The organism is Pseudomonas sp. MF7453, assembly GCF_016405455.1.
In the GTDB taxonomy this organism is placed as follows: domain Bacteria; phylum Pseudomonadota; class Gammaproteobacteria; order Pseudomonadales; family Pseudomonadaceae; genus Aquipseudomonas; species Aquipseudomonas paralactis.
This window is the reverse complement of the sequence record NZ_JAEKCN010000012.1, coordinates 32706-46749: the sequence shown is the minus strand read 5'-3', so window position 1 is coordinate 46749 and position 14044 is coordinate 32706. Positions and strand designations below refer to the sequence as shown.

General features: G+C 59.6%; 11 protein-coding genes. 6 read left to right on the top strand and 5 right to left on the bottom strand.

The window, feature by feature from the left end; genetic code table 11:
* Nucleotides 1-80: 80 nt before the first annotated feature.
* Nucleotides 81-2531, bottom strand: a complete 2451-nt coding sequence (locus tag JFT63_RS19095) for a glycogen/starch/alpha-glucan phosphorylase (RefSeq protein ID WP_057702456.1) — start codon at nucleotides 2529-2531, stop codon at nucleotides 81-83.
* A 238-nt stretch (nucleotides 2532-2769) separates the two neighbouring features.
* Here JFT63_RS19095 and JFT63_RS19090 point away from each other — a divergent pair, with 238 nt between their 5' ends.
* The gene (locus JFT63_RS19090) at nucleotides 2770-3204 is read left to right on the top strand and encodes a YkgJ family cysteine cluster protein (RefSeq protein ID WP_003187815.1); all 435 of its coding nucleotides are present in this window, start codon (nucleotides 2770-2772) and stop codon (nucleotides 3202-3204) included.
* 195 nt (nucleotides 3205-3399) lie between these two features.
* Here the strand turns inward: JFT63_RS19090 and typA are convergent, their stop codons facing one another.
* Both typA and thiI read right to left on the bottom strand, forming a co-directional pair.
* On the bottom strand, nucleotides 3400-5220 hold the full coding sequence (gene typA / locus JFT63_RS19085) for a translational GTPase TypA (protein ID WP_198844528.1): 1821 nt from the start codon (nucleotides 5218-5220) through the stop codon (nucleotides 3400-3402).
* A 139-nt stretch (nucleotides 5221-5359) separates the two neighbouring features.
* The gene (gene thiI / locus JFT63_RS19080) at nucleotides 5360-6814 is read right to left on the bottom strand and encodes a tRNA uracil 4-sulfurtransferase ThiI (protein WP_005783943.1); all 1455 of its coding nucleotides are present in this window, start codon (nucleotides 6812-6814) and stop codon (nucleotides 5360-5362) included.
* Between the two features lie 334 nt (nucleotides 6815-7148).
* Here thiI and glnA point away from each other — a divergent pair, with 334 nt between their 5' ends.
* The 4 genes from glnA (at nucleotide 7149) to ntrC (ending at nucleotide 12090) form a co-directional block, all read left to right on the top strand.
* The gene (gene glnA, locus JFT63_RS19075; RefSeq protein WP_198844527.1) at nucleotides 7149-8555 is read left to right on the top strand and encodes a type I glutamate--ammonia ligase; all 1407 of its coding nucleotides are present in this window, start codon (nucleotides 7149-7151) and stop codon (nucleotides 8553-8555) included.
* Between the two features lie 208 nt (nucleotides 8556-8763).
* On the top strand, nucleotides 8764-9312 hold the full coding sequence (locus JFT63_RS19070; protein ID WP_186559687.1) for a chorismate mutase: 549 nt from the start codon (nucleotides 8764-8766) through the stop codon (nucleotides 9310-9312).
* 259 nt (nucleotides 9313-9571) lie between these two features.
* A complete protein-coding gene (glnL, locus tag JFT63_RS19065; protein WP_005783937.1) occupies nucleotides 9572-10657 on the top strand; it encodes a nitrogen regulation protein NR(II) in 1086 nt (361 codons plus the stop codon).
* Nucleotides 10654-12090 carry a nitrogen regulation protein NR(I) gene (gene ntrC, locus JFT63_RS19060; protein ID WP_003187806.1) on the top strand — a complete coding sequence of 479 codons (1437 nt, stop codon included), beginning with the start codon at nucleotides 10654-10656 and terminating at the stop codon, nucleotides 12088-12090. Before glnL ends, ntrC begins: the two co-directional genes overlap by 4 nt.
* 444 nt (nucleotides 12091-12534) lie before the next feature.
* On the opposite strand, the gene JFT63_RS19055 is transcribed toward ntrC, so the two are convergent.
* Nucleotides 12535-12975 (bottom strand): hypothetical protein, encoded by a 441-nt coding sequence (locus tag JFT63_RS19055; protein WP_186559689.1) that lies wholly within the window; start codon nucleotides 12973-12975, stop codon nucleotides 12535-12537.
* Here JFT63_RS19055 and JFT63_RS19050 point away from each other — a divergent pair.
* Nucleotides 12974-13429 carry a tRNA (cytidine(34)-2'-O)-methyltransferase gene (locus JFT63_RS19050; protein ID WP_003171120.1) on the top strand — a complete coding sequence of 152 codons (456 nt, stop codon included), beginning with the start codon at nucleotides 12974-12976 and terminating at the stop codon, nucleotides 13427-13429. The two genes, JFT63_RS19055 and JFT63_RS19050, sit on opposite strands and share 2 nt — an antisense overlap.
* 118 nt (nucleotides 13430-13547) lie before the next feature.
* On the opposite strand, the gene secB is transcribed toward JFT63_RS19050, so the two are convergent.
* Nucleotides 13548-14027 carry a protein-export chaperone SecB gene (gene secB / locus JFT63_RS19045; RefSeq protein ID WP_014716520.1) on the bottom strand — a complete coding sequence of 160 codons (480 nt, stop codon included), beginning with the start codon at nucleotides 14025-14027 and terminating at the stop codon, nucleotides 13548-13550.
* Between the last annotated feature and the right edge of the window lie 17 nt (nucleotides 14028-14044).

Genomic DNA, 14044 nt, shown 5'->3' with positions numbered 1-14044 from the left:
GCGGTCATTCAGTCAATGCATGAGTGACAGATCAACCGCTATCGGGGGCAAGCCCCCTCCCACATTTTTAACCGCAGGGGTCAGTCGAGGGCTTTCCAGATCTCGGTGGCGTACTCGCGGATGGTGCGGTCCGAGCTGAACCAGCCCATGCGCGCGGTATTGAGCACCGCCGAACGCCACCACGCCTTGGAGTCGTGCCAATGCGCTTCGACCCGCGCCTGAGCGTCCCAGTAAGAGTCAAAGTCAGCACATACCAGGAAGCGGTCATAGTCGATCAGCCCGTCGATCAGGCCCACATAGCGCCCAGGATCATCCGGCGAGAACACCCCACCACGGATCGCTTGCAGCACGTCGTTTAAACGATGGGACGCAGCGATGTCCGGCCCGGCGTTGAATTCACCGGCGTGCTTGCGGGCTTCCACCTGCTGGGCACTGAGGCCGAAGATAAACATGTGCTCGGCGCCGACCCGCTCGTGCATTTCCACGTTGGCGCCGTCCATGGTGCCGATGGTCAGCGCACCGTTGAGGCCGAACTTCATATTGCTGGTGCCCGAGGCTTCAAAGCCGGCCGTGGAGATCTGCTCGGACAAATCCGCCGCCGGAATAATGCTTTCCGCCAGGCTGACGTTGTAGTTGGGCAGGAACACCACCTTGAGCAAACCGCGCACGGTCGGGTCGTTGTTGACGGTGCGGGCGATGTCGTTGGTCAACTTGATGATCAGCTTGGCCTGGTGGTAACTGGCCGCAGCCTTGCCGGCGAAGATCTTCACCCGAGGCACCCAGTCGGTGCCCGGCTCGGCGCGAATCGCCTGATACAGCGCCACGGTGTGCAGCAGGTTAAGCAGTTGGCGCTTGTACTCATGGATGCGCTTGACCTGCACATCGAACATCGCCGCCGGGTTAATCGCGATACCCAGGCGCTCATGAATGATCTGGGCCAGTGCACGCTTGCTGTGCAGGCGCTGTTCGGCGAAGGACTTGCGAAAAGCCTGTTTCTCGGCGAACGGCTCCAATTCGATCAAACGCTGCTCGGGCTGGTCGAGAATATCCGGCCCCAGGGCTTCCACCAGCATATCGGTGAGCTTGGGGTTGGCCTGGTACAGCCAGCGGCGGAAGGTAATGCCGTTGGTTTTGTTGTTGATGCGCTCGGGATACAGCTTGTGCAGCTCGGAGAACACCGTGCTGCGCATCAATTGGGTATGCAGGCCCGATACGCCATTGACGCTATGGGAGCCGAGGAAGGCCAGATTGCCCATGCGCACGCGGCGGCCGTTGTCTTCTTCGATCAGCGAGACGGCGCGCAGCACGTCGAAGTCATGGATGCCCTTGGCGCGCAGCGAGTCAATGTGCTGGGCGTTGATCAAGTAGATGATCTGCATATGCCGGGGCAACATGCGCTCCATCAGACCTACCGGCCAGGTTTCCAGCGCTTCGGGCAGCAAGGTGTGGTTGGTGTACGAAAGCGTCTCGACGGTGACATCCCACGCGGCTTCCCACGGTACATCGTGCAGGTCGACCAGTTGGCGCATCAACTCGGCCACGGCGATGGACGGGTGAGTGTCGTTGAGCTGGATGGCGGCGTGTTCGCCCAGGCTGAGCACCGAACCGTGCATGTTCTTGTGGCGGCGCAGCAAGTCCTGCAGGGACGCGGAGACGAAGAAGTATTCCTGGCGCAGGCGCAGTTCCTGCCCTGCTTCGGTGCTGTCGGCCGGGTAAAGCACGCGGGAGATGCTTTCGGCACGGGCCACTTCGGCGACGGCGCCCAAGTGGTCACCGGCATTGAAGCGCTCCAGGTGCAAGTCTTCCACCGCCCGTGCCCGCCAAAGGCGCAGGGTGTTGACGCTGGCGCCACGCCAGCCGACGACCGGGGTGTCATAGGCCACAGCCCTGACGGTTTCGTTGGGTGACCACACCTGGATCATCTTGCCGGAGGCGTCCGCCAGGGTTTCGACGCTGCCGCCAAAGCCGATCGGGTAAATCACTTCGGCGCGTTCGAATTCCCAAGGGTTACCGAAATCCAGCCAGCGTTCGGTCTGTTCCTGCTGCCAGCCGTCAACGATGGCCTGGCGGAACAAGCCGTGTTCGTAGCGGATGCCGTAACCGTGACCGGCAATACCCAGGGTCGACATGCTTTCCATAAAGCACGCCGCCAAACGGCCCAGGCCACCATTGCCGAGCGCCGCGTCGGGCTCCAGCAGGCGAATGCGCTCCAGATCCACGCCCAGCTCCGACAGCGCTTCACGGGCGATCTCCAACACGCCCAGATTGCTCAGGCTGTCGTACAGCAGACGGCCAATGAGAAATTCCAGCGAAAGGTAGTAAACGCGCTTCTGGCCTTTGCGATAAATACGCCGCGTGTGGTCCATCCAGTGATCGACCATCTGGTCGCGGGCGGCCAGGGCAATGGCTTCGAACCAGTCATGGTCGAAGGCGTGATCCGGGTCCTTGCCCACCGCGTAGGTGAGTTTGGTCAAGACAGCATCGCGGAATGCGGCTACCTCTGCTTCTCGTGCAAGCGGTTCCTGAGACATCGGTGCGACCTCGGGCGAGATTGAAGGAGTTGCTAGAGCCTAGTCGGTCTGACAGACGGTAGACGTGCTGGTTCGGCAGTTTTTTAACTCATTCACCATTGGCTTGAATTTGATGCAGGGGTCGTGCCCGATCTGGCCGCGGCGAAGCCTTTGAGCTGAAACCTGCAAAATATTGTTCAAAAAACCACCAATCCCGGTATGATCCCGCGCCCGTATACCGCCCCACCCTGGAACCCTGATGAAGCCTCAACTGATCGCCGCCGCGGAACTCGACCGTCTAGAGACCTGGCAGAAATATTCCGCCCACATGTGCGGCGGCTGCGTGTCCAGCTGCTGCACCCTGCCGGTTGAGGTGAAGATCAAGGACCTGATCCGCATTGGCATCGTCGATGAGTTCGAGCGCGGCGACCCGCCGAAGAACATCGCCAAGCGCTTGCAGAAAGAAGGCATCGTCGAGCGCTACAACAATAAATCCGAGATTTTTACCCTGCAGCGCATGAGCAACAATGATTGCCTGTACCTGGATCGTAAGACGCGCTTTTGCACTATTTATGACAAGCGTCCGGATACCTGCCGCAACCACCCGAAAATCGGGCCGCGGCCGGGTTACTGTGCCTACAAGCCCAAGGAAGTGGTGCGCGAGACCAACTTCAAGACCCTCGACAAGTTCTGATCCGGATTTTGTAGTGCCCTCAAGGGCCTCATCGCAGGCAAGCCAGCTCCCACATTTGAATGTATTCACAGATCCAAAATGTGGGAGCCGGGCTTGCCCGCGATGAGGCCGGCACAGTCACCACAAAACCTGCAGGCACAAAAAAACGCCCCCGGCCTTTCGACCGGGGGCGTTTTTCATTCAGCCTGAGTTAACTCAGTTCTTGGCTTTCTTGGCAGCGCGGGTACGCTCGCCTTCGTCCAGGATCTTCTTACGCAGGCGGATCGACTTAGGCGTGACTTCGCACAGCTCGTCGTCCTGGATGAATTCCAGGGCCTGTTCCAGGGTGAAGCGAACAGGTGGAACCAGAGCGATGGTTTCGTCTTTGCCCGAAGCACGCATGTTGTCGAGCTTCTTGCCTTTGGTTGGGTTGACGCCCATGTCGTTGTCACGGCTGTTCAGACCAACGATCTGGCCGTTGTAGATCTCTTGACCGTGTTCAACGAACAGCTTGCCACGCGCCTGGAGGGTTTCCAGGGAGTAGGTCAGCGCCTTGCCGGTTTCTACCGATACCAGAACACCGTTCTGACGGCCGGACATGTCGCCGGACTTCATGGTGTCGTAGCGATCGAAGATCGAGGTCAGGATGCCAGCACCGTTGGTCAGGGTCAGGAACTGGTTACGGAAACCGATCAGACCACGAGCAGGGATGTTGTATTCCAGACGTACACGGCCTTTGCCATCCGGCACCATGTTGGTCAGGTCGCCCTTACGCAGGCCCATCTCTTCCATGACCTTGCCCTGGGATTCTTCAGGGGTGTCGATGGTGACGTTTTCGAACGGTTCCTGCTTCACGCCGTCAACCTGACGGATGATCACTTCCGGACGACCAACACCCATTTCGAAGCCTTCGCGACGCATGGTTTCGATCAGTACCGAGAGGTGCAGCTCACCACGGCCGGAGACCTTGAACTTGTCAGCCGAGTCGCCTTCTTCAACGCGCAGAGCAACGTTGTACAGCAGCTCCTTGTCCAGACGTTCCTTGATGTTACGGGAGGTCACGAACTTGCCTTCTTTACCGCAGAACGGCGAGTCGTTTACCTGGAAGGTCATGGAAACGGTTGGCTCGTCAACGGTCAGAGGCTTCATCGCCTCAACGTTGTCCGGCTGGCACAGAGTGTCGGAGATGAACAGCGAGTCCATACCGCTCACGCAGACGATGTCGCCAGCGAAAGCTTCTTCAACGTCGATGCGGTGCAGGCCGTGGTGACCCATCAGCTTCAGGATACGACCGTTACGCTTCTTGCCGTCGGCGCCGATAGCGACAACCGGAGTGTTCGGCTTGACGCTACCACGAGCGATACGGCCAACGCCGATAACACCCAGGAAGCTGTTGTAGTCCAGTGCCGAGATTTGCATCTGGAACGGGCCGTCACGGTCAACTTTTGGCGCAGGTACGTTGTCGACGATCGACTGGTACAGCGGGGTCATGTCTTCAGCCATGTCGGTGTGGTCAAGACCAGCAATACCGTTCAGGGCCGAGGCGTAGATGACTTGGAAGTCCAGTTGTTCTTCGGTAGCACCCAGGTTGTCGAACAGGTCGAAGATCTGGTCCAGAACCCAGTCCGGACGCGCGCCTGGACGGTCAACCTTGTTGATGCACACGATCGGACGCAGGCCGGCTTCGAAAGCCTTCTTGGTCACGAAACGGGTTTGCGGCATAGGGCCGTCTTGAGCGTCAACCAGCAGCAGAACGGAGTCAACCATCGACATTACGCGTTCTACTTCGCCGCCGAAGTCGGCGTGGCCCGGGGTATCCACGATGTTGATGTGGTAGCCGTTCCAGTTGATAGCGGTGTTTTTTGCCAGGATGGTAATACCGCGCTCTTTTTCCTGGTCGTTGGAGTCCATCACGCGCTCGTCGTTGAGCTCGTTGCGCTCCAGGGTGCCGGATTGACGCAGGAGTTTGTCTACCAGGGTGGTTTTACCATGGTCAACGTGAGCAATGATGGCGATGTTACGTAGATTTTCGATCACTTGTGTATCTCGATCAGAGGATTCGGTGTGCTGACAGGTCGTGGCAGCGATTAACAGTAGAGTCAGGCCTTGCCGTTACAGCTTGACGGCAGAGTCGGGGGGCCGGTGACGCAGGCCACAGGCAAACAGCCCCGGGCTCTTAGCTCGGTCGATAAACGCGCACATTGGCATGCCCCTCACTGAGCAAATGGTGGGCATGCAGGCGACTCATCACGCCTTTGTCGCAATACAACAGGTACTGACGGCTGTTATCCAGTTCCTTGAAACGCGCGTTCAGTGCGTAGAACGGCAGCGTTTGCACGTCGATGCCAGCGATTTCCAGCGGCTCATCCTCAGCGGCATCCGGGTGACGGATGTCGATGACGATCTGGCCGGCCAGGGCTTCGCTGACTTCTTCGATTTTTACATCCTGGCCCAATTCGTCGATCACCCGATCGATTGGGACCAGCTTGGCGTTCTCGAGCGCACGCTCCAGAATCGCCATGTCGAATTCTTTCTCTTCATGCTCCACACGGTGACGCTTGGCGTGGGTCTTGGGGTTCACCGAGATGACCCCGCAGTACTCAGGCATGTGCTTGGCAAAGTCGGCGGTGCCGATTTGCTCTGCCAGGTCGATGATGTCCTGCTTGTGGCTGGCGATCAGCGGGCGTAGCACCAGCTTCTCGGTCACGCAGTCGATGATCGACAGGTTCGGCAGCGTCTGGCTGGACACTTGGGAAATCGCCTCACCGGTCACCAGGGCGTCGATCTGCAATTGATCGGCGATTCGGGACGCGGCGCGCAACATCATACGCTTCAATACCACGCCCATATGACTGTTATCGACTTTGCCGAGAATTTCGCCCAGCACTTCCTCGAACGGCACGCTTACAAATAGCACGCGCTGGGAGCTGCCGTACTTCTTCCAGATAAAGTGCGCAACTTCCATCACGCCCAATTCGTGTGCACGCCCGCCCAGGTTAAAGAAGCAGAAGTGGCTCATCAGGCCGCGGCGCATGATCTGGTAGGCCGCCACCGTGGAATCGAAACCGCCGGACATCAATACCAGGGTCTGTTCCAGGGCGCCCAGCGGGTAGCCGCCGATGCTGTTGTGCTGGCTGTGGATCACAAACAACCGTTGGTCGCGAATTTCCATGCGCACTTCAATTTGCGGCGCTTTAAGGGAAATTCCAGCGGCGCCGCACTCGCGACGCAGCTTGCTGCCGACGTATTTTTCGACATCCATGGAGCTGAAGGTGTGCTTGCCGGCACGCTTGCAGCGCACCGAAAAAATCTTGCCTTCAAGCGCACTGCCGTAGTGCTGCTTGCACTTTTCGGTGATGTCGTCGAAGTCGCCCAGCGGGTACTCATCCACCTGCAGGAAATGCGCGATACCCGGCATGCAGCTCAGGCGCTCGGTCATGTCCTTCAAGGCTTTGGCGTCGGTAATGCGGGTTTCCAGCTCGAGGTTGTCCCACACGCCGTTCACCACCACAGCCGGGTCCAGGTCACGGAGCACGGCACGGATGTTCTTGGCCAACTGACGGATGAAACGCGTCCGTACCGGTCGGCTTTTGATGGTGATCTCGGGGAAGACTTTAACGATTAATTTCATGGAAACAGCGCGCGCCGGGCCTGCTGAAAAAGGGGGGCGCGGATTATAGCGGAAATCGCTCAAGGTTTAACCAGTTAATATGCATCGAACGCGCAACGCACCAAAACGGGTCATTTATGTAAATTAACGCTACATTGCAGTGCGCTATTTACCGCGCTTTGGCCGTTTGCACCGCAATAGGGGCCATTTTGAGGCAAAAAGACCATATTGGCGCACTGGCATGTAATTTGCTCTCTTGTGAGGCAGGTTGCCTTGGCGGAGTATCCGCGCCGGCATCACCCACATTCTAAGGGCTAACTCCACTACCCAAGCCCGAAGCCACCCGGAGGACACCATGTCGAAGTCGGTTCAACTCATCAAAGATCATGACGTTAAATGGATTGATCTGCGCTTCACGGACACAAAAGGCACTCAGCACCACGTGACCATGCCGGCTCGCGACGCGCTGGATGATGCTTTCTTCGAAGAAGGCAAAATGTTCGACGGTTCCTCCATCGCCGGCTGGAAAGGCATTGAAGCTTCCGACATGATCCTGATGCCGGAGGACAGCACTGCCGTGCTGGACCCGTTCACCGAAGAGCCGACCCTGATCCTGGTCTGCGACGTGATTGAGCCGTCGACCATGCAAGGCTACGACCGCGACCCACGTGCGATCGCCAAGCGTGCCGAGGAATACCTGAAGTCCACCGGTATTGGTGACACTGTATTCGTGGGCCCGGAGCCAGAGTTCTTCATCTTTGACCAGGTGAAGTTCAAGTCCGACATCTCCGGTTCCATGTTCAAGATCTACTCCGAGCAAGGCTCGTGGATGTCCGACCAGGACGTGGAAGGCGGCAACCATGGCCACCGTCCAGGTATCAAAGGCGGCTACTTCCCGGTTCCACCGTTTGACCACGACCACGAAATCCGTACCTCCATGTGCAACGCCATGGAAGACATGGGCCTGGTCATCGAAGTGCATCACCACGAAGTGGCGACTGCCGGCCAGAACGAAATCGGTGTGAAGTTCAACACCCTGGTGGCCAAGGCTGACGAAGTTCAGACCCTGAAGTACTGCGTACACAACACTGCCGTTGCTTACGGCCGTACCGCTACCTTCATGCCCAAGCCTCTGTACGGCGATAACGGTTCGGGTATGCACGTTCACCTGTCCATCGCCAAAGAAGGCAAGAACACCTTCGCGGGTGAAGGTTATGCCGGCCTGTCCGACACCGCCCTGTACTTCATCGGCGGCATCATCAAGCACGGTAAGGCTTTGAACGGCTTCACCAACCCGTCCACCAACTCCTACAAGCGTCTGGTGCCAGGTTTCGAAGCGCCGGTGATGCTGGCCTACTCGGCACGCAACCGTTCGGCCTCGATCCGTATTCCTTACGTGTCCAGCCCGCGCGCTCGCCGTATCGAAGCTCGCTTCCCGGACCCGGCAGCCAACCCATACCTGGCCTTCGCTGCCCTGGTGATGGCTGGCCTGGACGGTATCCAGAACAAGATCCACCCTGGCGACGCCGCCGACAAAAACTTGTACGACCTGCCGCCTGAAGAGGCCAAAGAGATCCCACAAGTGTGCGGCAGCCTGAAAGAAGCCCTGGAAGAGCTGGACAAGGGCCGTGCGTTCCTGACCAAAGGCGGCGTGTTCAGCGACGACTTCATCGACGCTTACATTGCCCTGAAAAGCGAAGAAGAAATCAAGGTGCGCACCTTCGTACACCCACTGGAATACGAGCTGTACTACAGCTGCTGATCCGGTAGCGCTGCTTCTTAAGAGCGGCGTGACGAAAAAGACCTCCCCCGGGAGGTCTTTTTTTTGCCTGGGCGTTACGCTACGCCAGCTCTGCAAACCCAATCAAAGTGTGGGAGCTGGCTTGCCTGCGATAGCGCACTACCGGCCACCTGCTGTAACACTGACACACCGCCATCGCGGGCAAGCCCGCTCCCACAGGAGATCACCTTTGAGACATCGACTTGTATTTGCCCTGCTGTTCATCAGTGCCAGTGCGAGCGCTGCGCCGCCTACGCTCGAACCCCTGCTCAACAGCATTGCCGAACGCCTGGAGATTGCCGACCAGGTGGCGCTGAGTAAATGGGACAGCCACAAGCCCGTGGAGGACAAGAAGCGCGAGCAAGAGGTGATCGCCAGCGTCACTGCCCAGGCGCCGAGCTACAAGCTGGACCCGGCCGCTGCCGAGCAGTTCTTCGCCGCGCAGATCGAGGCGAACAAACTGGTGCAATACACCCACCTGTCCGACTGGCAGTTCCAGGGCAAGGCCCCCGATGATCCGCGCCCGGACCTGATCAAGCAGATTCGCCCGCAGCTCGATGAGCTGCAAAAACGCTTGCTGCAACAACTGGCCGACTTCACCCCCCAGCGCACCGACCCGCAGTGTCCGCAGTGGCTGGCCGCAGCAGTGCATGAGCCCTTGAACGATCCGCTGCGCCAGCTGGCAATGATCCGCGCCACGGCCGAGCTGTGCCTCTACAAAGCCCCCTCCCCCACTTAAACCCCGTCCACTCCTGACAGCGACTGAGCAACCTTCACAAAACCGCACTATATTGGTGCGGTAGGTTGCACCCTCCCCGCAGGCACAGCCCATTTTGGTTCGATTCTTCCCGATCAAGCTGGCAGAACGCCACAGTTTCGCGCCTAAAACCCCTATTTCAGGGCTTTAACGCTTCTTTTCGGAGCCTTGGTTTGGTTTTTGCATTTTCCTTGTATCAGCGTGTGCCTCAAGCCTGCGCCTTGCTCCAAAAGAGGTCCCGATGACCATCAGTGATGCACTGCACCGTTTGTTACTCGACAACCTGACCACCGCGACCATCCTGCTCAATGCCGATTTGCGCCTTGAGTACATGAACCCGGCGGCGGAGATGCTGCTGGCCATCAGCGGCCAGCGCAGCCATGGGCAGTTCATCAGCGAGCTGTTCACCGAGTCGGCCGAAGCCTTGAGCTCGTTGCGCCAGGCCGTGGAGCAGGCACATCCGTTCACCAAGCGCGAAGCGATGCTCACCGCCCTCACCGGCCAAACGCTGACGGTCGATTACGCCGTAACCCCCATTCTGAGCAATGGCGCCACGCTGTTGTTGCTCGAAGTCCACCCCCGCGACCGCCTGCTGCGCATCACCAAGGAAGAGGCGCAGCTGTCCAAGCAGGAAACCAGCAAGATGCTGGTGCGCGGCCTGGCCCATGAAATCAAGAACCCGCTCGGCGGGATTCGCGGCGCTGCGCAACTGCTGGCGCGCGAGCTGCCCGAAGAGCACCTCAAGGACTACACCAACGTCATCATCGAAGAAGCCGACCGCCTGCGTAACCTGGTGGACCGTATGCTCGGCTCCAACAAGTTGCCGTCATTGGCGATGACCAACGTGCATGAGGTGCTTGAGCGCGTCTGCCAACTGGTCGAGGCCGAGAGCCAGGGCTGCATCACCCTGGTACGCGACTATGACCCGAGCATTCCCGATGTATTGATCGACCGCGAGCAGATGATCCAGGCGGTGCTCAATATCGTGCGCAACGCCATGCAAGCCATCAGCAGCCAGAACGAACTGCGCCTTGGCCGCATCAGCCTGCGCACCCGCGCCCTGCGCCAGTTCACCATCGGCCATGTGCGCCATCGCCTGGTGACCAAGGTCGAAATCATCGACAACGGCCCGGGCATTCCCGCCGAGCTGCAGGAAACCATCTTCTTCCCCATGGTCAGTGGCCGCCCGGACGGTACCGGGCTGGGCCTGGCCATTACCCAGAACATCATCAGCCAGCACCAGGGCCTGATCGAATGTGAGAGCCATCCCGGCCACACCACGTTCTCGATCTTCCTGCCATTGGAACAAGGAGCCCCCACGACATGAGCCGTAGTGAAACTGTCTGGATCGTCGATGACGACCGTTCTATCCGTTGGGTCCTGGAAAAAGCCTTGCAACAGGAAGGCATGACCACCCAAAGCTTCGACAGCGCCGACGGGGTGATGAGCCGCCTGGCACGCCAGCAGCCGGACGTGATCATTTCCGACATCCGTATGCCCGGCGCCAGCGGCCTGGACTTGCTGGCGCGCATCCGCGAGCAGCACCCGCGCTTGCCGGTGATCATCATGACAGCGCACTCGGACCTGGACAGCGCTGTCGCGTCCTACCAGGGCGGCGCTTTTGAATACCTGCCCAAGCCGTTCGACGTGGATGAGGCGGTGGCGCTGGTCAAGCGCGCCAATCAGCACGCCCAGGAACAACAGAACCAGGAAGCCCCGCCAACCCTGACCCGCACCCCGGAAATCATCGGGGAAGCGCCGGCGATGCAGGAAGTGTTTCGCGCCATCGGGCGCTTGAGCCACTCCAACATCACGGTGCTGATCAATGGCGAGTCGGGCACCGGTAAAGAACTGGTGGCCCACGCCCTGCACCGTCACAGCCCGCGGGCGGCCTCGCCGTTTATCGCGCTGAACATGGCGGCGATCCCCAAGGATTTGATGGAGTCCGAGCTGTTCGGCCATGAGAAAGGCGCGTTCACCGGCGCAGCCAACCTGCGTCGCGGGCGCTTTGAACAGGCCGACGGCGGCACACTGTTTCTCGATGAAATCGGCGATATGCCGGCCGATACCCAAACTCGTTTGCTGCGCGTGCTGGCCGACGGTGAGTTCTACCGTGTGGGCGGGCATACGCCGGTCAAGGTCGATGTGCGCATCATTGCGGCCACCCACCAGAACCTGGAAACCCTGGTACACGCCGGCAAATTCCGCGAGGACTTGTTCCACCGCCTCAACGTGATCCGCATCCATATCCCGCGCATGTCGGACCGCCGCGAAGACATCCCCACCCTCGCCCGCCACTTCCTCAGCCGTGCCGCGCTTGAGTTGGCGGTGGAGCCCAAACTGCTCAAAAGCGAGACCGAGGAATACCTCAAGAACCTGCCGTGGCCCGGCAACGTGCGCCAGCTGGAGAACACCTGCCGCTGGATCACCGTGATGGCGTCCGGGCGTGAAGTACACATCAGCGACCTGCCACCGGAGCTGCTGAGCCTGCCGCAGGATTCGGCACCCGTGACCAACTGGGAACAAGCGCTGCGCCAATGGGCCGACCAGGCGTTGGCGCGCGGCCAGTCGAACCTGCTGGACAGCGCCGTGCCGGCGTTCGAACGGATCATGATCGAGACCGCGTTGAAGCACACTGCCGGCCGCCGCCGCGATGCGGCGGTGCTGCTGGGCTGGGGGCGCAATACCCTGACGCGCAAGATCAAGGAGTTGGGGATGAAGGTGGATGGCGGGGATGATGATGAGGGTGATGAGGCCTGAACCCCTGGACCGCTGAAGGCCCAGCGTGGGAGCCGGGCTTGCCCGCGATGACGGTGTGTCAGTCACCCTGTATAGGGCTGACACGCCGTCATCGCAGGCAAGCCAGCTCCCACATTGGTTTTGTGCAATGCCTGCAGACTGTGCACCGCTTCAATGCACGATGAACCGGCATTGAGCACAGACCAGAAAACCTGCATATCGCTTTCGCTACAAATTTCTTGGCAGCAGAAACAATCAAAGCCCCGTATTCCGGGGCTTTGCGCTTTTTGGCATTTTTTTCCAGCAGCAATGGCAAGTTTTGGCACGCCCCCTGCAATAACCCCAGCACAACCCAGTTTCGGGGACCTTGGTACAGGCAGGCCGAGAATCCCCTCTTTAACACCGAAGCCCTTGGCTTCAACCGTTTTGGGAGCCCTGGTACAGGCAGGCCGGGAACTCCCTCTTTTATTGCTCCTGGAGATGGATCTCCAACCGCCAGCGGTCGTCGACCTCCTGGCCCTTCCACTCCCCACGCAACGGCCGCGCCGCCACCAGGTTCAGCAGCAAACCGCCATCGGTCTTGCGCACACGCCAATTCACGTCCTTGTCATTGACCTTCAGTTGCCCGCCGGCAGGTTTGCCCAAGGCGTCGAACAGCAGCGCCACGGTACCGTCGATATGCTCACCGTGCAGCTTGGGTTCGCGGCTGAACCACACCGCTACACCGTCGACAGCCGGTACTACCTCCAGTAACTGGACCGGGTCCGGCGTGGTCAGGCGACCGATCATCAAGCCGACCATCAGGCCGACAATCGCCAACGAGCCCAAAACCCTCGGCAATAGCTTCGGCCTCGGGTCTTCTTCAGGGGTAGAATGCAGCGCATCTTTGCCTTCGGAGCCGTGCATGTTTCACGTCATCCTTTTTCAACCAGAAATTCCGCCGAATACCGGCAACGTTATCAGGCTGTGCGCCAACAGTGGCTGCCACCTGCATTTGATCGAGCCGTTGGGCTTCGACATGGACGACAAGCGCCTGCGCCGCGCCGGGCTGGACTACCACGAGTACGCCACCCTCAAGCGTCACGCCGACCTGGCCAGTTGTCTGGAAAGCCTGGGCCATCCGCGCTTGTTCGCGTTCACCACCAAGGGTTCGCGCCCGTTTCACGATGCCAGCTTTGCCGAGGGCGATGCCTTCCTGTTCGGCCCGGAAAGCCGGGGCCTGCCGGCCGAGGTGCTCGACGCATTGCCCGATGGCCACCGCCTGCGCTTGCCGATGCGTGAAGGCTGCCGCAGCCTGAACCTGTCCAACACCGTGGCCGTCGCTGTTTACGAAGGCTGGCGCCAACTGGGCTTCAAGTAATACGCAAAACAAATGTGGGAGGGGGCTTGCCCCCGATGGCGGAGTGTCAGTCATCACTTATGTGACTGGTCCACCGCTATCGGGGGCAAGCCCCCTCCCACATTGTTACCGCATCGACTTACTGAACCGTCGGCGCGCCTTCCTGTTGCATGCGCTGAAGCTCTTGGGCGTACAGGGCATCGAAGTTCACCGGAGCCAGCATCAGCGCCGGGAACGAGCCACGGGTGACCAGGCTGTCCAGGGTCTCACGGGCATACGGGAACAGGATGTTCGGGCAGAACGCGCCCAGGGTGTGGCTCATGGAGGCTTCGTCCAGACCCTGGATCAGGAAGATACCGGCCTGTTGCACTTCAGCGATGAAGGCCACTTCTTCGCCGTTCTTGACGGTAACCGACAGGGTCAGCACCACTTCGTGGAAGTCGCCTTCCAGGGCTTTTTGACGGGTGTTCAGGTCCAGCGCAACGCTTGGGGTCCATTCCTGACGGAAGATCGCCGGGCTTTTCGGCGCTTCGAACGACAGGTCGCGCACGTAGATGCGCTGCAGCGAAAACTGTGGGCCTTGAGCTTCTGCTGCTTCGGTGTTCTGTTGATCAGTCATCGCAGATCCTTCTTTAT